Origin of the sequence: Colwellia sp. 12G3 (assembly GCF_002836775.1) — a bacterium.
Classification (GTDB): Bacteria; Pseudomonadota; Gammaproteobacteria; order Enterobacterales; family Alteromonadaceae; genus Colwellia.
The window spans coordinates 659474-682502 of the sequence record NZ_PJAQ01000066.1 but is presented as its reverse complement, the minus strand read 5'-3'; the positions used below and the strand labels follow the sequence as shown (position 1 = coordinate 682502).

General features: G+C 38.8%; 21 protein-coding genes. 15 read left to right on the top strand and 6 right to left on the bottom strand.

The window, feature by feature from the left end:
* The first annotated feature begins 6 nt into the window (after positions 1–6).
* Positions 7–684 carry a DUF2982 domain-containing protein gene (locus tag CXF71_RS17290; protein WP_101234166.1) on the top strand — a complete coding sequence of 226 codons (678 nt, stop codon included), beginning with the start codon at positions 7–9 and terminating at the stop codon, positions 682–684.
* Between the two features lie 61 nt (positions 685–745).
* On the opposite strand, the gene CXF71_RS17285 is transcribed toward CXF71_RS17290, so the two are convergent.
* A complete protein-coding gene (locus tag CXF71_RS17285) occupies positions 746–1663 on the bottom strand; it encodes a LysR family transcriptional regulator (protein ID WP_101234165.1) in 918 nt (305 codons plus the stop codon).
* 145 nt (positions 1664–1808) lie between these two features.
* Between CXF71_RS17285 and CXF71_RS17280 the strand changes: the two genes are divergently transcribed.
* Together CXF71_RS17280 and lysA are read left to right on the top strand one after the other, a co-directional pair.
* Positions 1809–2333 (top strand): NADPH-dependent FMN reductase, encoded by a 525-nt coding sequence (locus CXF71_RS17280; protein WP_101234164.1) that lies wholly within the window; start codon positions 1809–1811, stop codon positions 2331–2333.
* A gap of 295 nt (positions 2334–2628) precedes the next feature.
* Positions 2629–3891 carry a diaminopimelate decarboxylase gene (gene lysA, locus CXF71_RS17275; protein WP_101234163.1) on the top strand — a complete coding sequence of 421 codons (1263 nt, stop codon included), beginning with the start codon at positions 2629–2631 and terminating at the stop codon, positions 3889–3891.
* Positions 3892–4030: 139 nt separating this feature from the next.
* Here lysA and CXF71_RS17270 read toward each other — a convergent pair whose 3' ends face one another.
* Entirely contained in the window at positions 4031–6316 is a 2286-nt protein-coding gene (locus tag CXF71_RS17270; protein ID WP_101234162.1) for a winged helix-turn-helix domain-containing protein, read from the bottom strand.
* Positions 6317–6593: 277 nt separating this feature from the next.
* On the opposite strand from CXF71_RS17270, the gene CXF71_RS17265 reads away from it, so the two are divergent.
* The 5 genes from CXF71_RS17265 (at position 6594) to CXF71_RS21845 (ending at position 10876) form a co-directional block, all read left to right on the top strand.
* A complete protein-coding gene (locus CXF71_RS17265; protein ID WP_101234161.1) occupies positions 6594–7469 on the top strand; it encodes an alpha/beta hydrolase in 876 nt (291 codons plus the stop codon).
* Between the two features lie 3 nt (positions 7470–7472).
* Positions 7473–8324: a hypothetical protein gene (locus tag CXF71_RS17260; RefSeq protein WP_232771525.1), complete on the top strand. Its 852-nt coding sequence runs from the start codon at positions 7473–7475 to the stop codon at positions 8322–8324.
* A gap of 45 nt (positions 8325–8369) precedes the next feature.
* On the top strand, positions 8370–9224 hold the full coding sequence (locus CXF71_RS17255; RefSeq protein WP_101234231.1) for a PD40 domain-containing protein: 855 nt from the start codon (positions 8370–8372) through the stop codon (positions 9222–9224).
* Positions 9225–9327: 103 nt separating this feature from the next.
* Positions 9328–10545, top strand: a complete 1218-nt coding sequence (locus tag CXF71_RS17250) for a serine hydrolase domain-containing protein (protein ID WP_101234160.1) — start codon at positions 9328–9330, stop codon at positions 10543–10545.
* A 208-nt stretch (positions 10546–10753) separates the two neighbouring features.
* Positions 10754–10876, top strand: a complete 123-nt coding sequence (locus CXF71_RS21845) for a hypothetical protein (protein WP_269800821.1) — start codon at positions 10754–10756, stop codon at positions 10874–10876.
* Between the two features lie 253 nt (positions 10877–11129).
* Here the strand turns inward: CXF71_RS21845 and CXF71_RS17245 are convergent, their stop codons facing one another.
* From CXF71_RS17245 to CXF71_RS17235, 3 genes are all read right to left on the bottom strand, one after another.
* Positions 11130–11789, bottom strand: coding sequence for a DsbA family oxidoreductase (locus CXF71_RS17245; RefSeq protein WP_101234159.1), 660 nt, complete (start codon positions 11787–11789; stop codon positions 11130–11132).
* Between the two features lie 42 nt (positions 11790–11831).
* A complete protein-coding gene (locus CXF71_RS17240) occupies positions 11832–12179 on the bottom strand; it encodes a rhodanese-like domain-containing protein (RefSeq protein WP_101234158.1) in 348 nt (115 codons plus the stop codon).
* Between the two features lie 77 nt (positions 12180–12256).
* Positions 12257–12466 carry a YgaP family membrane protein gene (locus tag CXF71_RS17235; protein ID WP_101234157.1) on the bottom strand — a complete coding sequence of 70 codons (210 nt, stop codon included), beginning with the start codon at positions 12464–12466 and terminating at the stop codon, positions 12257–12259.
* Between the two features lie 168 nt (positions 12467–12634).
* Between CXF71_RS17235 and CXF71_RS17230 the strand changes: the two genes are divergently transcribed.
* The 4 genes from CXF71_RS17230 (at position 12635) to CXF71_RS17215 (ending at position 18507) form a co-directional block, all read left to right on the top strand.
* Positions 12635–12961 (top strand): ArsR/SmtB family transcription factor, encoded by a 327-nt coding sequence (locus tag CXF71_RS17230; RefSeq protein WP_101234156.1) that lies wholly within the window; start codon positions 12635–12637, stop codon positions 12959–12961.
* Positions 12951–16367, top strand: a complete 3417-nt coding sequence (locus tag CXF71_RS17225) for an efflux RND transporter permease subunit (RefSeq protein ID WP_101234155.1) — start codon at positions 12951–12953, stop codon at positions 16365–16367. Before CXF71_RS17230 ends, CXF71_RS17225 begins: the two co-directional genes overlap by 11 nt.
* A complete protein-coding gene (locus tag CXF71_RS17220; protein ID WP_101234154.1) occupies positions 16364–17443 on the top strand; it encodes an efflux RND transporter periplasmic adaptor subunit in 1080 nt (359 codons plus the stop codon). The genes CXF71_RS17225 and CXF71_RS17220 overlap by 4 nt, the downstream gene beginning before the upstream one ends.
* Positions 17444–17700: 257 nt before the next feature.
* Positions 17701–18507 carry a DUF481 domain-containing protein gene (locus tag CXF71_RS17215; protein WP_101234153.1) on the top strand — a complete coding sequence of 269 codons (807 nt, stop codon included), beginning with the start codon at positions 17701–17703 and terminating at the stop codon, positions 18505–18507.
* Positions 18508–18708: 201 nt separating this feature from the next.
* Here CXF71_RS17215 and CXF71_RS17210 read toward each other — a convergent pair whose 3' ends face one another.
* Positions 18709–20292: an isocitrate lyase gene (locus CXF71_RS17210; protein ID WP_101234152.1), complete on the bottom strand. Its 1584-nt coding sequence runs from the start codon at positions 20290–20292 to the stop codon at positions 18709–18711.
* A 343-nt stretch (positions 20293–20635) separates the two neighbouring features.
* On the opposite strand from CXF71_RS17210, the gene CXF71_RS17205 reads away from it, so the two are divergent.
* Genes CXF71_RS17205 through CXF71_RS17195 form a run of 3 tightly spaced genes read left to right on the top strand, consistent with a single transcriptional unit; the run spans position 20636 to position 22695 of the window.
* Complete coding sequence (locus tag CXF71_RS17205) at positions 20636–21586, top strand: LysR family transcriptional regulator (RefSeq protein WP_101234151.1); 951 nt, start codon at positions 20636–20638, stop codon at positions 21584–21586.
* 6 nt (positions 21587–21592) lie between these two features.
* The gene (locus tag CXF71_RS17200; RefSeq protein ID WP_101234150.1) at positions 21593–21973 is read left to right on the top strand and encodes a CidA/LrgA family protein; all 381 of its coding nucleotides are present in this window, start codon (positions 21593–21595) and stop codon (positions 21971–21973) included.
* Complete coding sequence (locus CXF71_RS17195; protein WP_101234149.1) at positions 21973–22695, top strand: LrgB family protein; 723 nt, start codon at positions 21973–21975, stop codon at positions 22693–22695. The genes CXF71_RS17200 and CXF71_RS17195 overlap by 1 nt, the downstream gene beginning before the upstream one ends.
* Positions 22696–23029 lie beyond the last annotated feature (334 nt).

The following is a 23029-nucleotide window of genomic DNA, read 5'->3' as shown; positions in this document are numbered from 1 at the left end:
GTAATAATGACAAGAGAATTACCTGTTATCAATATTAAAGCGCAGAGTAATCACCATGCGTTTTTTTTAATGCTCGTTGCGCTCATCATTACTTTATCAACCATTTTATTTAGCCAAGGTTATTGGCGACAATTTCACCTGGTGATCATCTTTATCTACCTGTCTGCATTAGTGATATTTATAACAGGTTTAGCCAAGTATCTTGAACCTCTTTATAGTTTATGCCTTAGCCCAAAGGGCATCAAATATCAGCATAGATACGGCCACTGGAAACTTGATTGGCCGCAAATACAGCGGATATCATTAATGAATGAAACCTTTGGCTTAACGAGAATACAGTTGCCATACATAGGTATACGACTGATAGACCTGTCGTCACTTGCTGATCAGATTTCTCCGCGTTTGGCTAATCGGCTCATTCATGAACAAAAACCTTTATTAGCTTTTGCTATTAAGATGAATTTACTCACTCTTGAGCAAAGTACGCTGAATTTTGAGCCTTTTGTTTTACCTTCCGGTGAAATATTGAAAGGGCCATTAGCCGCATTTCTTCATCACTGTACTGTGTTACATAAAGCATTGGGTTATCACTTATTCCTTCCTGAAACAGCGATTGATCGAGAGCTTAATGAGTTTTGTTCTTTACTGACTCAATGTATGAGATATTCTACTGAATATAAGTGAGCTATACCTTTTAAAAAACCTGTTAAATCACCGTTAAGACCTCCACCCAAAAGTCATGAAACTAGCCTACCTTTTTAGGCATTTTTTCAACGAGTAAATCAATGAAACATCGGACTTTAGGTGACAAATGTTTTCGGCTTGGATAAATGGCGTAAACATCAATAGTAGGCGCAAGATAATCATTAAATAATATCGCTAACTGTTTATCTTTCAGTGCTTTTTCCATAACAAATTCAGGTAATCGGCAAATACCATGACCTGCAAGCACCATGGCTAATTCCATACTTGCGCTATTGCATAAAAGCTTTGCCTTCACTTCAACTTGGCTATCAGTGCCATTTTTGCGGCTGTACACCCATTTAGTCGCTTGCTTTAAATTACTATAACAAATGCACTGGTGCTCACTAAGTTGCTCTGGTAATTGTGGCACACCAAAACGTTGTAAATAGTCATGAGATGCTACGGTATAACCTTTGCAACTGTATATTTTACGACAAACCAAACTTGACTCAGCTAATTGCTCTGTTGCTCGAATAACTAAGTCAAAGCCATCTTGAACTAAGTCTACCTGTCGATCATTTAAATCTAACACTAAGTTGACTTCAGGGTACTGGTGCATAAACTCTGATACCACGTCTTGTAAATGACTTTCGGCAAACGAAGTAGGACAACTGACTTTAAGTAAACCTTTCGGCTCTATATGACTTTGAGTTAACAGTGATATCGCATCATGAGCATCGAGCACTAATTGTTGGCATTGCTCAAAATAGACTTGTCCTTCAGGAGTCAAGCTAATAGAACGTGTGGTACGATTTAACAAACGTACTCCAACACGTGCTTCAAGTTTATTCACTGTTTTACTAATGTAAGAATTTGAATGACCTGTGGCTATCGCTGCACCTGAAAAACTGCCGCACTCAACAACTTGGGTAAAAACTACCATGCCATCGAAAAGTGTTGAATCATCATTATAAGTCATATGGAAAAAGTCATTATCATTTAAGGGTATTAATTACATTAAATTATAGTTATATAATACTTATATCAAATGTCTAAGCCAAAGTATTTAGTCATTAATTAAACATTTTAGATACCTAACTAGGTATAAATAAGGAAGCATCATTATGAAATTATTAGCCTTTGCAGCCAGCAGTAGCTCAAAATCAATCAACAAAAAATTGGCCACTTACGCAGCCTCTTTAGTATCTGGTGCCACGGTAGAAATATTAGATATTAACGATTATGAAATGCCTTTATTTAGTCAAGACAAAGAAGAAGTATTAGGTCAACCTGATGCAGCAAAAGCTTTTTACGCTAAATTGGGTCAAGCAGATGCTATTATCATTTCTTTTGCTGAGCATAACGGCTCATATACTGCGGCTTATAAAAACTTATTTGATTGGACTTCTCGTATCGACCAGAAATTATTTCAAAACAAACCCATGGTATTGCTGGCCACTTCACCAGGTCCAGGGGGTGCCAATACAGTATTAACCGCAGCGACTGGCTCTGCACCTTATTTTGCTGGTGATGTAAAAGCTAGCGTATCAGTTCCTAGCTTTTTTGATAATTTTGATAGTGAAAAACAAGAGATTAGTAACCCAACCATACTTGATCAGTTACAGTCTGCCCTTGCTCAGCTAAGCTAAGCTAATCTAATCTAGAGTAGTCAAGTTAACGACTATTTTGAGTAAATAAACACATAAGATACCATCAACGTAAACTACATAGGTTGATGGTTATTTTTAGCTATTTGGGTGTGATTTTTTCATTAACTTTACCGGCTGATTGGGTGAAAAGTACTAAAGATAGTCCAACCTCGTAGATTCCAGTTATGAGCTATAACATTTTACCTTGACGATATTGCACTTAGCCCTTGAATAGTACGACAAGTTAGCATAAGTTTAGCTACATTATGTTTGCTCAATATTCGATGATTACCCTATGACACCAGTTACCTATTTCCCGCACAAAAATAATGAAATGTTTGTTGAAGATATTGCTATTAGCACTATTGCCAAGCAGGTTCAAACCCCATTTTATTGCTATTCAAGTGCCGCTATTGAAACAAGCTTTCAAGATTATCAAAACGCTTTTAGCGAACAAGATGCTTTAGTTTGTTATGCGGTAAAAGCCAATAGTAACCAGGCGGTTCTTGCCACTTTAGCCAAATTAGGCTCAGGCGCTGACGTGGTATCAATGGGGGAAATTCGCCGTGCAATAATGGCCGGCATTCCAGCCAATAAAATTGTTTATTCTGGTGTTGCTAAAACACAGGAAGAAATTAACTATGCATTATCATTAGGTATTTTCCAGTTTAATGTTGAGTCTGAGCCAGAGCTAGAATTAATATCAAAAGTAGCCTCGTCACTCAATAAGACGGCTGCGATTGCTTTTCGCATCAACCCTAATGTTTGTGCGCAAACCCATGAAAAAATTTCCACCGGTAAAGCTGAAAATAAATTTGGCGTACCTATTTCAAAGGCAAGAGTAGCCTATAAACAAGCAGCATCGTTACCCGGTATAAAAGTTCAAGGTGTTGATGTACATATAGGTTCGCAATTAACCAGCTTGGCTCCTTTTGAAGAAGCTTACCAACATATTGCACAGCTTGTTGTTGAGCTTCGGTCCGATGGCCATGACATTAGTGTGATTGATGTCGGTGGTGGTTTAGGTATTACCTATCTAGATGAAGTGATCCCAAGTAAAAAAACCTATGCAGATATGGTTAAGGCACAACTTGGACATCTCAATTGTAAAATCATTATTGAGCCAGGGCGTTCATTATTAGGTAATGCCGGTATTCTTGTCTCAAGTGTCGTCTTTGTAAAAACGGGTGAAGAACGCCAGTTTTTATTACTTGATGCGGGTATGAACGATTTAATAAGACCGAGTATGTACGATGCATTTCATCAAATTATCGCCGTGAATAAAGGCAATAATGAGCTAAAAACTTATGACGTGGTTGGTCCTGTTTGTGAAACCGGTGATACTTTTGCCAAAGCGAGACAGGTGCATGAATCTGACGCCGGTGATTTAATTGCCATAATGAGTAGTGGCGCTTATGGTGCGGTTATGTCGTCAAGTTACAATACGCGCATGTTAGCTCCTGAAATAATGGTTAAGGGTCATGAATTTGCTGTGGTACGAAAACGCCCAAGTTATGAAGATATTATCAAACAAGATATTACCCCAAGCTGGCTGTAAAAGTTTTTGTGGCTACTCATCACTATTGAGTAGTCTTATTTAATCAACTTAAATGTTATCAACTTATTTGGCTTAGCTCTTTACACATTAAGCTATTTGTAAAGAGCTATTAATTAGGCAATCCATTTTTAGAATTACCCTATTCTCTTAAATAGAGTTCAGCCACTTCTTTGTTTGAGGAAATCCTTACTGTCATCAAAACCTGTGTCTGGTTGATGTCGGTCAAATTATCTACGTTCCTAGGTAACGCTCCGATGATTGTAAATAGTTCTTCATTAAGCGCATACGACCACAATTGAAAATCATCATTGATACCATAAATAACATTGTCTTTTATTACGAATCCCTGTTTAGCACTACCTTGACCATTTAACGCTTCAATAAGTTTATCTTCAGCTGGCCCTGGCTGCCAAAACCTGTCCATGTGATCTTTGTAAATTAATTGACCGTCTTCACTTTTTAGCGCCCAACTAACCGTCTCTTCCTTAATGATATGGATCTTGAAGTTAGTTAAGTTAAGTTCGGCGAATTTTAATACGCCTTTGATGCGTATAAGCACTAAAGCGCTGTTGTTTTTACTATCCCATTGAAAAAGTCGAACAACCGCGTATTCCAATGGGAAGGTTTTTTGCGTTGAATCCAGATGTACTTGAGTGAGAGCATAGTTGGCATTAACTAAAATACTTTTACCATCTGCCGCCCAATCCAGCCCAGATAAATAAGTATCCATGGGAAAGTGGGTAAGTTGTTGTGAGCCATTGCCGTCAGTTACCCAAAGTTGTTCTTCTCCTGAACGTTCAGAGCTGAAGGCAATTAACTCTCCATTAGGTTGTAATTTGGCTTTGTCTTCACCGAGTATCGAGCGTTGAACAACTGAAAAACTTTTGTTTGGTTCACTTTGAATCTTTGTTGTTTGGACCGATGTTATCTGTGAAAGAGGCACTGAGGCTATGTCACTATCATAGTGCCCTTTAATGACGATCATTCTATCGCCATCTGGATGAAATGTAGGTGTTCCCATTGCTTCATCAATAGATAAGCTGATGTTGGTTACTTGGCCATCATAAGATAGTGTAAATAACTGTTTACCCGTGCTAAAAATGAGTTTGTTTTTTATAGGAGTAAAGTTGGGATAGACAAGTCTAAAGTTTGCTATTTCCTGCGGATATTTGATTCGATGACTCGATAAAACCTGACCATCGGCTTTGAGTACTTCAATGTAATAATAGCCATCATTATGAAAACTGGTTAGTGCAATTAAACCGTCTTTGACCGAATAATCATAGTCGATTATATTGCCATCATCGAGCGCATAGAGGTCTTGGCTTTTGTTTTCACTAACCGAATAACTGATTAACTTCCAACGATCTGAAAACTTCTGTAATAGAACAATATTGTCATTATTTAACCATTTAGGACTTCGTATTTCTGAATTGTTACATTCCATCAATACACTCGGAGATTGAGGCGACACCAGAGCCTTGTTAAAATCCAAGTTCATCAGTTTATAACATTTTTTCTGTGTGTTCGGATTACTACAACCGCCAGTTTTAATAAACACAAGATTCTTACCATCTTGAGAAAAACTATGACTACCATATGAATCTAAGTTCTTTGTTAGCTGAAACTCTTGCTGTGTCTGGGTGTTTTTTGCCCAGACATTATTAATGCAAAATTCTTCTGAATAACGGTGAAACACAACGTATTCTCCGTCAGGCGAATAAATACTCGCTAATTCTTTATTGTCCGTTGAGGTCAATGCACGTAACTTTCCAAAGGTTAATTGCGAAGGTTGCTGAGCAGGGAGGTATTGATATCCAATAATTCCCAAAATCACTAGACCAAAGATAATAGCAATGAGTCTTAAATCCGACCTTGTCGATATTGACCTATCTGCAGAATGAGTTACGGATGTGGTTGCCGTGTTAGTGGCTGTATGCAGCACCGTATTGGTACCACTAATGGCTGCACTTATGTCGCTTTTTTTAGTAACACCTTCATTCGTTTTGCTTTCTTTAGCATAGTTTTCGTCAGCTCGGTTTTCGTCAACTACTTTTTCTTCCATGGTGTTGATGCTTATTGAGTCAGCACTTGTCGAATTGGCATTATCAGGCCATTGAACATCACACTCCAAGCTATATCCTTGTTTAGCATGGGTCTTAATATAGACTTGGACTTTACCATCGTCACCCAACGCTTTTCTTAATTGGGCGATGCTTCTTTGTAATGTATTCGTTGATACCACAGTATCTTGCCAGACTTTCTCTAATAATGCGTCATGGCTAACCACCTTGCCCTGATTTTCAGCCAAGTAGGTTAGCACTGCCAAAGCTTTGGGAGCAACTACCTGAGATTGCATATTTTGAGTGATTTGATTTCTGGATAAATCGATAAAAAAACCACCAATCCGATATTGCTCTGCCATATAACCTCTATTGCGGATGAAAACTGTACTCAAAAGTGAGTCTAAACGAAATAAATCACCTTAACACACCTCTAACACCAGCTAAACTGATTTATTTAACCATCTGATAATAGGTTGTTTTTCTAATTATCATCAAGACGTCAGGTAAAAATCATCATAACGTCAAGTATTTTAATGTCGATTCATTTACATTCAATCCTTGCTTGTTTTAACAGAGCGAACGTTAACTGATATATGTTGTGTTACCCCCATGAAAAACACCGGAAGAGATTAATTAATGAATATGAAAAAGAGTTATACCCTAGTGCTTTTATTGTTCTTGCCTTTTTTAGCTGCCCAGGCAAGCAAGGTGAATGAGACAAGTGATTTCACCTTATCGAAAATACAAGTTTTACCGATTAAAGACAAACAGGCCGATAGACAGTATGAGTTGTATATTAAGTTGCCTGAGGGATATTCAAAACATAAAGAAAAGACCTATCCTGTCATCTATTTTACTGATGCACTATGGCAAATAGAATTATTATCCGGTGCCACTGAATTTATGATGGAAGACGCTATTTTGGTCGGAATTTCTTGGCAGAAGGATATTAATGAAGATTTAAAGAAAGAACATGGGGAGCACGTCAGTCGAAATAGAGATTATTCAATAAGTAAGTCAAGCAATCCAGAAACTCAGGCTAAATATCAGCTTGGGCAGGCCAGTAATCATCTGACTTTTATTCGTAACGATGTGATTAAGGCCATAGAAAAAAATTACCGAACTGATCCTGATAATCGCACTTATTTTGGCTTTTCCGCTGGCGGACGATTTGGCGCTTATATATTAATGGCACAACCCGATACCTTTAAAAACTACATTCTTGGTAGTCCTTCGCTTTGGCGAGATATTCCCTTACTTTTTTCTCTAGAACATGCGGCATTAAAAAGTAAAGCGTCAGCGATCAACCTTTTTATTTCATATGGCGAATTGGAGAGGGAATTGAGCACCCATATCGAAGATTTTGTTACCAAGCTAAAAGCTAAAAAATATCAAGGATTATCATCAATAAAGCACGTAGCGATTGAATCTTCTGGCCATAGCGACTCATTTCCTATACTGGGCGTGCGTAGTGTGAAATGGTTATCAAGCTTGTCAAAAGAGGAGGAATAAACAATGAACCAAATTACACTTTTTATTGCTCTGCTGCTTTGTGTGATCGCTATGAGTAACAATAGTTATGGCCATGATAAGCCTGCTGTTCTGGAGGGCCCGTATCTCGGACAAAAGCCGCCGGGTTTAACGCCTGAGGTTTTTGCCCCTGGCTTTGTGTCGACAGAACATCGTGACGGTAACGGTTTCTTTACTCCGGATATGAGGGAGTTTTATTTTACTAGAAAAAACAACAAAACTAAAAAGTGGTCGTTAGTCACTTTTAAATCCAAAAATAATCAATGGCATGAGTCTGTAGTAGGCCCCAGAGTAGGTCGACCATTTATTTCGCCTGATGGTAAGATCATGCATTTGGGCAATAAATATATGGAACGCACCAGTAATGGCTGGTCGGAGGTAAAAAGTCTGGGGCCCATGTTTGAGAGAGAAGATTGGGGCATTATGCGCCTATCTGCATCAGCCAAAGGCACTTATGTATTTGATGACTACAAAAACAATGATGTGATCCGCATTTCAACAATTAAGAATGACAAACGCCAACCACCGAAATTGATGGGATCGCAGATAAACTCAGGAAAATGGACTGCCCACCCTTTCATCTCTCCCGATGAGTCTTTCATCATGTGGGATAGTGAAAGACAGAGTGGATTTGGCGAATCTGATGTCTATATTAGTTTCAAGCAGCAAGATGGTTCATGGGGGGGCGCTATTAACTTAGGTGATAAAGTAAACACCGATGCTCAGGAAAATGGTGCCTATGTAACGCCAGACGGAAAATACCTGCTCTTTAATCGACATGGTGACATCTATTGGCTAGACGCAAAGATTATCAAGATGCTTAGGCCTAAAGAGTAAGCCATTAACCTTAAATAAAAATTTATCTTAAATGAGAAATAAATGATGAAATCTATTGTTATTTTTATCGCTGTTCTGCTTTCTAGTCTAACCATTAGCAGCAAAAGCTATAGTCAGGATGACTTTCCAATCCTGAAAGGTCCCTATATGGGACAAAATCCACCAGGCATGGTGGCAGAGCCTTTTGCACCGGGCATTATATCTAAAGACGGTTGGGAGCTTGAGGGCGTTTTTTCGCCCGGCATGAAGGAATTCTACTTCACTACAAACCGAAAAAAGGCCACCGTTACCGGCTTTCGCCTGCAAAACAATATCTGGAAGAAGTATATTGAATTTCCGCGGACCGGTGAAATCACGTTCTCGCCTGACGGAAAGCGCATGCATATGGCTAAAGGCTACAAAGAACGTGTGGGTGACGGTTGGTCAGAACGTAAAAGCCTTGGGCCGATGTTTGACCGAAAGGATTGGGGAATTATGCGCCTGACGGCAAGCGCAAAGGGCACCTATGTGTTTGATGACTATAAAAGCAATGACATGATCCGCATCTCTTCGCTCAAGGATGGCAAGCGCCAGGTGCCAAAAAAGATGGGGTCAATAGTCAACACTGGCAAATGGACTGCCCATCCTTTTATCGCGCCAGACGAAAGTTACCTGATTTGGGATAGTGAGCGAGAAGGTGGCTATGGTGATACGGACCTCTATATTAGTTTCAAGCAAAAAGATGGTTTATGGGGACCAGCCATCAATATGGGTGACAAGGTTAATTCCGATAAAGCGGATTTCTATGCGAGTGTCACCCCTAATGGCAAGTACATACTTTTTAATAGAGACTTTGGTGAAGGTAATATAGACATCTATTGGGTCGATGCGCAGATTATTGAGACGCTTAGATCCAAATAATCAGCCATATAACTAGCATAAAAATCGCAGTTCTATAGTAAATAAGATGCTTACTGCTTCGAATCAAATTAAGTACTGATAATAAAAAATTATAGGAAAAACTATGAAAATCATCTTAAAAAATGTCATCGCTGCAGCACTATTATGCGTTGTAAGCAGCTTTGTTTTTATCAATACAGCTACAGCAAATTCCGAAAAAGGTAACAAAGCAACCGAAAGCCTCGCACCGGAAGTTTCAGCCGTGAATGCCAAACTCTCATTTTGGGATCTGCCTTATCTTGAAAAAGCCTTTATCGATTCAACACCCGCGGATAGAAAAGACGGTCTAGCGGTTGGCGATTTGGTAGCTCATGGCGGCAATAAAGCGATGATTTTACAGCTGGCGCAAGAGATTGCCGACCAGAAACATGGCAAATACGATAGCCTACTTATTGCCCACCAAGGTAAGCTAATCTTTGAATCCTATTATTTGCGCGGTCGCGTCAACCTGCCTCATTTTCAAAATTCTGGTACTAAAGGTTACACTAGCTTGGCGCTCGGTCGTGCTATTCAGTTGGGTTATCTGACTATGGCCGATCTGGACAAGCCACTGATCAGCTTTTTTAAAGGCCTAGATCCAACTAAATTTGTCGATGGTGTAGAAAAGATAACCCTTCATCATGCGATGACGATGAGCTCAGGGCTTCGTTTTAGCGATGAACAGAGTACCAAATTCAGGGGAAATCCCGAACAGTTTAAAGGCCTAGATCAAGTTCAGGCTTTTCTTGAGCATAGTGAGCCTGTTACCTCAGAATCTCAGATATATAAATATCAAGGCCCTGATCCGATTATGGTCATGCAAGTACTTGATGCTGTCGTGCCAGGCTCCGCTAAAGATTTTATTAAAAACGAACTATTCGATAAGCTAGGGATCAATAATTACAGCTGGCGAAATGACCTCAGTGACCTGCCAATAGGTGATTCAGGAGCAAGCATGACAGCACGCGATATGGTTAAGTTGGGAACAATGGTCATCAATAAAGGTCAATGGCTTGGCAAACAACTTATTTCAGAAAAATATTTAGCTAAAGCCACCAGCGGAATAACTAAAGCTGCAGAAGATTGGCAACCCGACGGCTTTAATTATGGCTATTTTTGGTATCAAACAGATGTGAAGCTCGGTGATAAAAGCTACGATATCAAAGTGGCTTGGGGTGCTGGTGGAAATCGCATAATTGTGATTGATGATCTTGATTTGGTTGTTGTGATCACTGGCCATGATAGTGAAGATACTATATTTTCTCAGGTTTCAAAAGTCATCCTGCCGGCGTTTGTTAAATAACCTGAACTTCGGATAAGCGAATTTGCCCAATAACGCTATTTAAGCGCCTATCAGCGTTATTTTTACTCCCAATAACCAGTTATTGGTTTGTAAAAATATCTTAATAGACACTTAAATTTCGTCACTGGAACTTTAAGTTAATTTGTTCACCTAACTTCAATAAGTTACAAAACTCTTATTCAAACCTCAGGTTAAATAAGGAATAACCTTGAAACATTTTTGTATCCCGGTAGCTCTACTACTTTTTATGCTGATGAGTAGCATCAGCCATAGTCAGGATGAATTATCAGTGCTCGAAGGCCCTTATATTGAGCAAAGCCTCCAAGATTAACGCCTGAATTTTTCTCCTCTAATAGTAGTTCGACAGCGAGATGAATCATGGGATGGCGCCATTGCAACTCGCCAAATTTTGAAATAATGTGGTGGATGCGCAGATTATTGAGACACTTAGGCGCAAATAATGACTATTATTACAATCGCAGAGAGTGCTAGGTCAAAAGACAGCTCGCCTACTGGAGCATTGAACGCCCGCTGTCCAATTGATAGCTGCCACTGATTTGTCCCGTAATCGAGTAGAAAAGTATTTAACACCAACTCGCTTCCTCGGTTGGTTGTTTTAAATGTTCTTCAATATTTGCTAATAACACCCGATAGCCAACATTGCCATAAAGTACCTGCCTACCATTATCAATAATGTAAGATGGACTACCTTTCAAAGATAACGTTTTCGCTTGTTGGTAGTCAGCCATTAACGAGGCCATTGCGCTTCCATCACACAATGTCTTATTGATATCTTCAGCATCAATACCTGCGGCCTCAATCAACGAAAATAATAAGCTAAGTTGTGATATATCTTGTCCATCAATATAAAAGGCTTGTCGTATTAACAAAGCCATTTCAATGCTTTTCACTTTGCCGTAACTCAGTTCAATGGCCTTCAGTACTAAATGCGCATTAGCCGAAGTATTTGGGCGAACTTTATGCCAAATATCTGAATTTATCGGGGCATCAGGATAAGGCGCAGCAGAGCCAATGACATGTTTTGCAAACCCCGCATATCCGCCACGTTCAGCCCATTGATTAGGAATTTTATTACTGGCATCACCAAAGACATCAAGGTAATGATATCGCAACTCAATTTTACCCGACAATTTATCATTAAGTTCATCGATACGTCGCTGCGCTATCCATGCCCAAACACATAGAACATCGCTGTAATAATCTATAACAACGGGAGCTGCCATATTTTTTCCTCTTTAATATATACTGACTCTAAATTATAATAATTAACAACAAGCGTTACAAATATCATCCAGACTCGAAGTAATTACTGAAACATTTTGGTAGCCAACTCGTTTTAATTGCTCCGCAGAAAAAATAGCACGTGCGCCAGTTGCACAATGTAAAAAAATTGGCTGCGCTTCGTTGGGATACATTTGTAGCATTTTCATTTCAAGCAAGCCACGAGGAATATTGATAGTGCCCGCAGCCGATTTTTCAGCATATTCACTGGGCTCTCGTACATCAATTATCACACCATTTTTTTCTTTAGCTAATGCAACAGCTTCTGCTGCCGCAATAATAGTTAATGATTCTCGTGCTTGTGCTATTACTTCAGGTATCGTTTTTAACATACTCATTCCTCTATAGATAAATATAGCAACCAGACTAATAAGTTAATCCGATTGATATTAGGCTAAATTTAGTTGGCTTATTCATTACAGCTGGCATTCTTATCTTTTAAGCCTAATTTTTTTAAAATTGTCATCATTAAACACCATTTAGTGAAAGATGACTGTATTAAATTTACAGCAATAAAGACGGTAAACCATAACCAATTTTGAGAATAATTAACCGCTAAAAAAAGTGATAGTAAAATCATGATACCGGCAATTAATCTGAGAGCTTCGTTGATTGTCATAACTATTTCCTTAAAAAATGAAGCGAATATTTAAAATATTTTTACGGTATAAGTAAAACATCCTAAATATTAGCATTTACTAATAAACATTATATTAGCCTTTACTAATTTAGAAAACAAGTATAAAGTAAAATACATATTTCCGCACAAGTTATTACGGATACATTTATGAATACTGAACAACAGAAATTGTTAGAGAATGCTCAAGAAGTAGCGGGGATTTTAAAGCAACTGTCTAACCCTTATCGGTTAATGGTCTTGTGCTGTTTAAGTGATAATGAACTGACTGTTGGTGATTTGAATCAACGCATTGATCTTTCACAATCTGCACTTTCACAGCATCTGGCCAAATTAAGAGAGAGTAATATAGTCACCACAAGACGTGAATCGCAGACAATTTTCTACCGTATTGGTAACCCAAAAATAGAAGAATTACTGCGTGTATTACATGAGAAATTTTGTCCCGATGACGAGTTAATTCATAATGACTACTGAAACAACTTTTACCACAAGGTTACTGAGTAAAGTACTTAAGAGTAAAATCCCACTATTTATTTTGATCTTATCGATACTGGCAGGCTTGATGGCGCTCAACTTTACGCCACGTGAAGAAGAACCACAAATTGTTGTGCCTATGATCGATGTTATCGTCGATGCCCCTGGGGTTAACGCCAAACAAGTAGAACGCTTAGTTACCACTCCACTTGAAAAACTATTAGCGCAAGTAAAAGGCGTAGAGCACGTTTATTCAGTCAGTAATAGCAATCAATCTGTGGTTACCCTGCGATTTACGGTCGGAGAAAATCGCGAACGAGCACTGTTAAATACCTATAACAAATTACACGCTAATACGGAGAAAATTCCTGCCATTGTCAGTAATTGGCGAGTAAAACCTGTTGAAGTGGATGATGTCGCTATTGTCATGTTAGCGTTATATAGCAACGATAGTAGTCAAGTAGATGATTTCGCCTTAAGACGACTTGCACAAGAAGTGTCTACCTTTTTACAAGCGATTGAAAACACCAGTGAGGTTAATATTGTTGGTGGTCGCGCCCGCCAAATACAAGTAAATATAAATCCCGAACAAATGACCGCACGACAAGTTACTGTCGATGATATTTTTAATGCGATTAAAGTGTCAAATGTACTTGAAAACCACGGTAATATTACCTTATCGAATCAATCGATTGTGCTTGAAAGTGGTGATACCTATCGGGATATTAATGCCCTAAAGCAAACCCCTATTAGTGTTATTGATGGTAGTGTTATCTTACTAAAAGATATCGCTGATGTGGTCGATGGTCCCGCGGAACAAACAAGTTATACCTGGCTAGACTACACTAACAATTCGGTTAGTGGCGCTAGTGCCGATCACCCCATGGTAACGATTAGTGTTGCCAAACAAGAAGGTAGTAATGCCGTAACGGTTGCCAACGCCGTACATGAGAAAATAGCACAATTACAATCGACAATATTCCCTGCCAATGTCGAAGTACAAATTTTACGCGACTATGGTGCAACAGCTAACGAAAAAGTAAATGATTTAACCACCAGCTTAGCGTTTGCTGTTTTTACGGTAGTGGTTTTCATTGGCGTATTTTTAGGTTGGCGCTCTGCCTTAGTCGTTGGTTTAGCGGTACCTATTTGTTATGGCATCACCTTATCGCTAGATCTACTCTTTGGTTACACCATAAATCGCGTCACCCTGTTTGCGCTTATTTTATCATTAGGTTTATTAGTCGATGACCCTATTACTGGCGTCGATAATATTGAACGGTATTTAGCAAAAATTAAAGGAAAAGCGAATACTAAAAACATGCATGACGCTATAGTCTCGGCTATCAACGAAATACGTGTACCTTTGTTAATGTCTACCGTTACTATTGTACTTGCCTTTATCCCCCTCGCATTTATAACCGGCATGATGGGACCTTATATGGCACCAATGGCCTTTAATGTTCCGTTAAGTGTCATCAGTTCAACCTTGGTGGCTTTTTTAGTTACCCCATGGCTAGCTGGAAAACTTATTAAGGCTAAAGCGATATCAACCAGTGTCACTGAGGCAGAAAAACCGCTTGGTTTTCAACGTTTTTATCGTAGAATACTAACGCCACTTCTAGATAGCCGTGCAAAAGGAAAGGCCGTTCTCGCTTTGGTATTACTGTTATTTTTACTTGCTGCTTTGTTACCTGTAATGCGTTGGGTGCCACTTAAATTATTACCTTTTGATAATAAAAATGAAGTACAGGTCATTATTGATATGCCCGAGAGTGCCACTTTAGAGCAAACGGCTGCCATGGCAAAAAAAGTGTCGGTAATATTACAAAAAATTCCTGAAGTGACCACCATTGCCAGTTATGTTGGACTCCCCTCTCCCATAGACTTTAACGGTATGGTTCGACAGTACTATCAACGTCACGCTCCATACTTAGCTGATTTGCGCGTCCTATTACTTGATAAAAGCCAACGCGAACATCAATCTCATGCCATTGTATTAAGAATGCGTGAGCACTTAGCATCGCTCAATAATGCATTAGCACAAGACAGTGATATAAAAATACGTGTGGTAGAAGTGCCACCAGGTCCCCCGGTATTAAGTACACTTGTTGCAGAAATATATGGCAATGAATTTACCCCATATGCCAGTTTACAACAGGCAGCAAGCTTAGTTGAACAGCGTCTAAAGTTAGAGCCATTTGTGGTCGAAGTCGACTCTACAGTCGGCGGCGAACAAACAAAATTACGCTTTGTTAGTGATAAAACCAAAGCAGCACTGTCTGGCATATCGACTGCAAGTATTAACCAAACTATTGCTGTGGCAACAAAAGGACAAATTGCCGGTTATTTACACCTTGATAATGAAGCATCTGCCTTGGCCATTAATATAAAATTGCCCCTTGAACAACGTCAATCATTAAGCGATTTACAACGCTTATCTTTAAAAGGGCAAGCAGGTATAGTACAAAACAGCACGCCGCAAGGCATTGATATAGCGCCACAACCTTTAGTGTCTTTAGGGGAACTTGGTGAGTTTATTGAACACACCCGTGATAAAGCAATATTCCACAAAGATTTAAGACCGGTTGTTTATGTCACTGCGGATATTTCTGGTAGAACACCTGCTGAAGTTATTGCAGACATCAATAGCGACTTAGTTCAGCATAAAACTTACCTCAATACTGAGAGTATTGAGTCAACCAATCAACAAAACTGGCAAGAGCGCAGCTTCTTCGCTAATGGTGGTGGTATTGCTTGGCAATTACCCGATGATATTGAGCTTTCATTTAGTGGTGAAGGTGAATGGCGCATAACCATTAGAGTGTTTCGTGATATGGGGCTAGCTTTTGTGTTCGCACTCACGGCAATATTTATTGTTCTACGCATTCAAACAGGCTCAGCTGCTTTATCAGGCATTATAATGTCTGCTATCCCGTTAACGGTTATTGGTATTATGCCGGGTTTCTTCTTATTGAATCAATTTGGTGAACGTCAAGTTGCAGGTGCACCTGATCCAATTCTATTCACCGCTACAGCGATGATAGGCATGATTGCTCTGGCAGGCATAGTGGTTAGAAATTCATTAATTTTAATTGAGTTTATTAGCCAAGCTCAGCAGCAAGGTTCCTCAATCAAAGAATCATTAATTCAAGCAGGCGCGGTAAGAATGAGACCAGTTTTATTAACTGCCGGTACAACGCTATTGGGTAATTTAATTATCACCTTAGATCCTGTCTTTAGTGGACTGGCCATAGCGATTATATTTGGCATTATCTCTTCAACGGTATTTACGCTGCTGGTAGTTCCTATCGTCTATTCATTAGTTTTTGATGGCAATAAAGATAACGACAACGAAGTAGATCACCCATTAGACGATTCATTAGAGAATAAGGCTTCATCATGAGTACACCTCAAGTTCAAAAAGAAAATACAGTTAAAAAATTTATTGCGCCTATATTAGCACTTATACTATTACTCATAATGGTGGCTTGGTTAGCGGGATCTTTTAACAAAAAAGTATCACCTGGTTTTGAAGCTCAATCCTCTGCATTAATTAATGCGACTAGCTATGTTGTAAAGAGCAGTAAAGAAGCAATATTTGAAGGCGTTGCTGCTAGTATTACTGCAAAACAAACAACAATTATCTCTTCAAGACTGCTGGCACGTATTGATAAAATTAACGTACGAGCAGGTGATATAGTTAAAAAAGGTGACGTATTAATCACCTTAGAAAATAAAGATTTATCATCAAAAGTAATTGAAGCCAAAGAGCAGGTCAATGCCATGCTTGCTCGACATACTGAAGCACAACAAAATTATCAGCGTGCTAGCGAGTTATTTAATAAGAAAATAGCTTCTCAGTTTGATCTAGATAAAAGTAAGGCTGACTATCAAAGCATTAAGGCCGAGCTAACAGCAGCTCAACAAAACTTAGCTCAAGCACAAACCACGTTAAGCTACGCAACATTGCGTGCGCCGATTAATGGCAAGATTGTTGATCGTTTTGCTGAGCCCGGCAATACAGCACAAGCCGGTGGGAAGTTATTATCGCTATACAATCCCCTTTCATTACGTGTTGAAGCGCAAGTGCGTGAGCAACTCGCCCTGACGCTCAGTCAAGGACAAAGTATCACAGTAGACTTACCGACAATAAAACAAAAAGTTGTCGGCCTAGTTGAAGAAATAGTGCCTGCAGCGAATACCGGTTCACGTAGCTTTTTAATAAAAGTGAGCTTACCTTACCAAGAAAGTTTATTACCTGGCATGTATGCCCGTTTATTAATTCCTGCAGGTCACGCACAAAAACTTTATGTCCCCAAAGATAGTGTTTCTCAAGTTGGGCAACTCGACTTTGTTCACGTACTGGTTAATGGACAAAGTCAAAAACGGTTTGTACGCTTAGGCGAAATAAATGAACAAGGTTTTGTTGCAATTATCTCGGGTCTCGTTATCGGAGATATTGTTACCACAAGTAACTAAATATTTTTTGTGATTCAATAGCAATGAAATATTAATGACGACTTATAACAGTGATTTATTTTTTATTTTTGAAATCATAAACATTGTAAATTCGTCGCCCTAAGTTAGCTAAAACGTACCGATAAAGTGAAACTTAATGTAACTTCTTTCATTTACACCTTGTTTACACGTTGGCTATATAGTTAAAATTTGATAGGATCGCGTAAAATTTAATACATCAACATTTTAATCGATATAATCATTTTTTAAGGATGAACATGAAATCTAAAATAGCTATTGCAGCACTTCTTTTATTACCTCTATCAGGTCAATATGCCATGGCAGAAGAAGCAGTCGCTGAAGAAAAATCTTCTTTAACTGTTTCTGCCGAATTAGGTATGTTATTTAAAACAGGTAATACTAAAAGCGGCGATATCAAAGCCGGCTTAAATATCAAGCATGAAGAAGGTCAATGGTTGAACCTATTAGCTTTTAATGCTCTTGCTAAAAAACTTGAAAAAGAAGATGAAGATACTGGCCAAGATTCTTTTGAAAGCACTGATAATAAATGGGATATATTAGGTCAAACTAACTATTCGCTGCATAAAAATGGTAAAAACTACCTTTACGGTAACCTTTTTTATCAACAAGATAAATTCAGCAGCTTCTCTTATCAAACCTCGTTCTCCGCTGGTTGGGGTCGTCATTGGTGGGAAACTGAAACAAGTTCATTTTTTGCTGATATCGGACCGGGTGTAAAATACGACGTAACCCGTGCAGAAGCAGCAACAGCAACAAATGCTGCGATTATTGAAAGCAGCGAAACTGCGGTAATAGTTCAAGCACAAGCTTTATATACGAAACAAATCAATGACTTTGTTGAATTTAAACAGTACTTTGTTGCTAAGCAAGCGCTTGAGTCTGATAAAAACAGTGTTTATAAGTCAGAAACATCATTAACGACTAAGTTAATTGAATCATTACAGTTTAAATTCGCTTTTCGTGTTGATTACGATACTGAAGTAGAACAAGGTTTTGAGAAAACTAACACTGAAACATCAGTGACTTTAGTTTATAGCTTCTAAGCTCTTAACTAAAGAACACTCAGTTAGCGATACCGTTTTTTACGCGCTTAACATTAGAAAAGGCTGTCACTTCACTTTAGAAAGCAGCCTTTTTTTGTGCCTCAATTAAAACTAATTTATTATGCGATTTAAAACAAAAAACCAGCCTTGATGGCTGGTTTTTATTATTCAATTAGGAAAGCCTAATTAAACGAGTTACTATTAAAACTGGTTAGACGTATTGTTAGCGCCGCCTGCTTTAAGAGCATTTTCACCCGCAAAGTATTCTTTGTGATCATCACCCATGTCAGAGCCTGACATGTTTTGATGTTTAACACACGCGATACCTTGACGGATTTCTTTACGTTGTACGCCTTCAACATAACCAAGCATACCCGCATCACCGAAGTACTCTTTAGCCAAGTTATCAACAGACAATGCTGTTGTGTGATAAGTAGGCAGTGTGATTAGGTGATGGAAAATACCTGCTTCACGTGAAGTATCAGATTGGAAAGTACGGATTTTTTCATCGGCTCTTGCAGACAATTCAGAAGCGTCATAATCAGCATTCATTAAATCAGCACGAACGTAAGAAGATACGTCTTCACCAGCATCAACCATCGCATCAAATGCTTGTTGACGGAAGTTAAGCGTCCAGTTAAATGAAGGGCTGTTGTTGTAAACAAGCTTAGCATTCGGGATTTCTTTACGCACTTCGTTCATCATTGCCGTGATATCAGCAACGCTTGGTGTAGCCGTTTCAATCCAAAGAAGATCAGCACCCGCTTTAATTGCTTCGATACTATCAAATACACAACGCTCTTCACCAGTACCTTGACGGAATTGGTATAAACCAGAAGGTAAACGCTTAGGACGAACTAATTTACCATCACGGTTAAAGCATACATCGCCTTCAGCCATATCAGCTACGTCAATCTCTTCAACGTCTAAGAAAGAGTTATATATGTCACCTTGATCGCCAGGCTCTTTAACAACCGCTATTTCTTTAGTAAGACCAGCACCTTCAGAATCAGTACGAGAAACGATAATGCCGTTGTCGATACCTAGCTCTAGGAAAGCATGACGTAATGCGCGGATCTTAGAATGGAAATCAGCATGAGGAACCGTTACTTTACCGTCTTGATGGCCACATTGCTTTTCATCAGCAACTTGGTTTTCAATTTGAAGAGCACAAGCACCGGCTTCGATCATTTGCTTAGCCATTAGGTAAGTCGCTTCTGCGTTACCAAAACCAGCATCGATATCAGCAATAATTGGCACAACGTGAGTAACGTGGTTATCAATTTTGTCTTGGATAGCAGCTTTGTCGCCATCGCTTGCTGCATCTAACTCGCGGAAAAGACCGCCTAGTTCACGTGCATCAGCTTGACGTAGGAAAGTGTAAAGTTCTGCAACCAAAGAGGCTACTGACGTTTTTTCGTGCATAGATTGATCAGGAAGAGGACCAAATTCGCTACGAAGTGCAGCAACCATCCAACCCGAAAGGTATAAGTAACGACGATCTGTTTTGCCATCAAAATGCTTCTTAATAGAAATCATTTTCTGTTGGCCAACAAAACCGTGCCAGCAACCTAGAGATTGAGTGTACTGTGAACTATCAGCATCATAAGCGTCCATATCTCTACGCATAATGTCTGCTGTATACTGAGCAATTTCTAAACCAGTTTTGAATTTGTTCTGTGCACGCATACGTGCAACTGATTCTGGGTTTATAGCATCCCAAGAACTTCCTGCATTTGCTTTAATCGCTTGAACTGCTTCTATTGCACTTTGATAATTAGACATAACATTCTCCAAAAGTCTTGCTGTAGATTAATTAGTAGTTATTACTAGGTATTAGTTTTGGTTATTTAACTTTCGACTTAGAGACATTAAATCAGAGGTTGAACCCCTAGATGACTGCAAGAAAGTAAGCTTTCATACCGGACTACAAAAACAATACCCTATCACAGAGGTATTTTTGAAATATATAATCTCTATTACCACCATTCACGCCATGAATGCAAATACCCATTTATTGCCATAACTAGCTGCTTTATATTGCTCAAAAGGTAGAATTTCATTGAATTAGCCTTACATTTAGCTTATATCTATCTCACTTATATTTATTTACAGAGCCATTAATGACATGAATATTTCTAAAATTGATTTGAATTTGCTTATTTATTTAGACGTATTGTTGCGAGAGAAGAATGTTACGCGGGCAGCAAGCCAACTTAACATTACGCAACCAGCAATGAGTAATGGCTTAAAACGACTTAGGACGTTATTTAACGACCCTATTTTAGTACGTACTTCTGACGGTATGGTTCCGACAGAACGTGCCCGAGGTTTGGCACCTAGCATTCGCAAGATATTGCTTGAATTAGAAGAAGCATTACAAGGTGAGGAAGAATTTAACGAATTAAAAAGCCAACGTGTTTTCAGAATAATGGCGAGTGATTATGCAGCATCAACACTCATTCCTACGCTATTAAGGTCCTTGAATGAAGTTGCTCCCAACATTACTCTCGATATAATGACACCAAGTGATGTAACCTTTCATGATGTTGAAGCGGGGAAAATTGATATGGCGATTAACCGCTTTGATGAATTACCGCAATCTTTCCACCAAAAAGCTATTTGGCGTGACTCTTTCTCTTGTTTATTAAGTGCTGATAGCCCATTAGTGAGTAAATTTAACTTAAATGCATATCTCGGTGCCAAGCATGTCTGGGTTTCAAAGACCGGCTTTGGTGTTGGTGTTGGCATGGATCCTAAGGATGTTCAAAAACTAGGCTGGGTTGATGAAGCACTCGCCCGCTTAGGTAAGAAACGTGACATAAAGGTTTTTACCCGTAATTATCATGTTGCGATGCAGTTAGCTTATGAAGATGGTTTAATTGCTACCTTACCGACAAAAGCTGCCCAGTTACATAAAAATGATAGTAATTATACTATTGTAAAACCCCCTTTTGATATCCCTGACATTGAGCTAAAAATGATCTGGAGCCCTTTACTTCACCATGATGCCAGCCATATTTGGTTTCGACAATTAGTTGTTGCTGCTGCTGCGCTAAAGTGTCAGGAGAATACATAAGTTACTATGAATAATGTGCTTTATACCATTTTCGTCATCAGTATAAGTTTACTACTAGGAAAAGTTGCTAATTATTTATTAGCGGCTTTACCAGCCAGTTTATATGGCATGATTCTTTACGCGCTTTTTTTACAACTCAATTGGTTTAGCGCTAACAGAGTAACCAAAACAAATCAGTGGTTTATTAAACATATGGGCGTATGCCTAGTGCCTGCTGGCATGGGTATCATTAATCATTTTGAACTCATTCAGCAACATGGTATTGCACTAGTGATCATTATTTTTAGCTCTACGTTTATCTTACTCACGGTTATTGGCTACTTGAGTGAGCGTTTTTTAATAACACCTGATAATTACAAGAGCGAAACAACGAAGGGCTTAAGATAATGCTAACCACTTTTATTGCTAATAGCCCAATATTGGCCAGCCTAGTTATCACTTTGATCACCATAGCAACCTATCAATTAGCGTCTGCATGCCAACAGAAATGGCAATATATATGGTTAAATCCGATGTTGTTTTCTATCTGTATATTAGTGCCTTTCCTGCTGTTAACTGAGATCAACTATCAGGAATATAACCAAACAACTCAAGTACTTAACCTTTTACTTGAGCCAGCCATTGTTGCCTTAGGTTTGCCACTTTACCAGCAATTTAAACAAATACGTTTTTATTGGCGAGAAATGACCGCGATTTTAGTCTTTGGTATTACTGTGGTTATTACCGTAAGCTTTATTCTCGCTATGTGGTTGATAAAAGCCCCTGAAATAGCGATAGCTTTGTCATTAAAATCAGTCACCACCCCTATAGGTATCACCTTAACCGAACAATTGTTTGGTGATAGCTCCATTACGGCTTTCGCCATATTGATTGCAGGTTTATTTGGTGCGTTACTGGGTCCGCAATGGCTGAGCTTTATTGGCGTTAATTCAGCTAAAGCTCAGGGATTAGCTGTTGGTAGTGCTAGCCATGTTATAGGCACTGCGGTACTCGTGCGCAAAAGTGCAGAACATGGCGCATACAGCTCTGTTGCATTGATTTTATCTGCTGTACTCACCGCACTGATCAGCCCTTGGTTAATACCTTTACTACAGATATTATTTAACTAAAAGTTGTAACATCCATATCACATCAAGCATTATTCACAATATGAATGATGTTTATCATAAAGTACAATAATATGAATCATTGTACTTACCTCACTTCATAAAATAAATTTAATACCCGTTTTACAATAACTTACAACAAAAAAGAACTACATAATGTTTACCCTATGTATTCTCGCCTCCTAAAGCACTATTGCCAGCAGTGATAATAAGCCATAGGATTATCACTAATAGTTATTTCTAGCCCTATTTGGGCTCCACAGTTATTAAAATGACGCTAGAAATAGAAACTTTTACACAAACATTCTGATGCTTTAATCCGTTTGGTCTAACACAA

Coding starts and splice junctions, on each gene's coding strand:
- CXF71_RS17290 (WP_101234166.1), top strand. CDS start 7: ATGACAAGAGAATTACCTGTTATCAATATTAAAGCGCAGAGTAATCAC.
- CXF71_RS17285 (WP_101234165.1), bottom strand. CDS start 1,663: ATGACTTATAATGATGATTCAACACTTTTCGATGGCATGGTAGTTTTT.
- CXF71_RS17280 (WP_101234164.1), top strand. CDS start 1,809: ATGAAATTATTAGCCTTTGCAGCCAGCAGTAGCTCAAAATCAATCAAC.
- lysA (WP_101234163.1), top strand. CDS start 2,629: ATGACACCAGTTACCTATTTCCCGCACAAAAATAATGAAATGTTTGTT.
- CXF71_RS17270 (WP_101234162.1), bottom strand. CDS start 6,316: ATGGCAGAGCAATATCGGATTGGTGGTTTTTTTATCGATTTATCCAGA.
- CXF71_RS17265 (WP_101234161.1), top strand. CDS start 6,594: ATGAATATGAAAAAGAGTTATACCCTAGTGCTTTTATTGTTCTTGCCT.
- CXF71_RS17260 (WP_232771525.1), top strand. CDS start 7,473: ATGAACCAAATTACACTTTTTATTGCTCTGCTGCTTTGTGTGATCGCT.
- CXF71_RS17255 (WP_101234231.1), top strand. CDS start 8,370: ATGAAATCTATTGTTATTTTTATCGCTGTTCTGCTTTCTAGTCTAACC.
- CXF71_RS17250 (WP_101234160.1), top strand. CDS start 9,328: ATGAAAATCATCTTAAAAAATGTCATCGCTGCAGCACTATTATGCGTT.
- CXF71_RS17245 (WP_101234159.1), bottom strand. CDS start 11,789: ATGGCAGCTCCCGTTGTTATAGATTATTACAGCGATGTTCTATGTGTT.
- CXF71_RS17240 (WP_101234158.1), bottom strand. CDS start 12,179: ATGTTAAAAACGATACCTGAAGTAATAGCACAAGCACGAGAATCATTA.
- CXF71_RS17235 (WP_101234157.1), bottom strand. CDS start 12,466: ATGACAATCAACGAAGCTCTCAGATTAATTGCCGGTATCATGATTTTA.
- CXF71_RS17230 (WP_101234156.1), top strand. CDS start 12,635: ATGAATACTGAACAACAGAAATTGTTAGAGAATGCTCAAGAAGTAGCG.
- CXF71_RS17225 (WP_101234155.1), top strand. CDS start 12,951: ATGACTACTGAAACAACTTTTACCACAAGGTTACTGAGTAAAGTACTT.
- CXF71_RS17220 (WP_101234154.1), top strand. CDS start 16,364: ATGAGTACACCTCAAGTTCAAAAAGAAAATACAGTTAAAAAATTTATT.
- CXF71_RS17215 (WP_101234153.1), top strand. CDS start 17,701: ATGAAATCTAAAATAGCTATTGCAGCACTTCTTTTATTACCTCTATCA.
- CXF71_RS17210 (WP_101234152.1), bottom strand. CDS start 20,292: ATGTCTAATTATCAAAGTGCAATAGAAGCAGTTCAAGCGATTAAAGCA.
- CXF71_RS17205 (WP_101234151.1), top strand. CDS start 20,636: ATGAATATTTCTAAAATTGATTTGAATTTGCTTATTTATTTAGACGTA.
- CXF71_RS17200 (WP_101234150.1), top strand. CDS start 21,593: ATGAATAATGTGCTTTATACCATTTTCGTCATCAGTATAAGTTTACTA.
- CXF71_RS17195 (WP_101234149.1), top strand. CDS start 21,973: ATGCTAACCACTTTTATTGCTAATAGCCCAATATTGGCCAGCCTAGTT.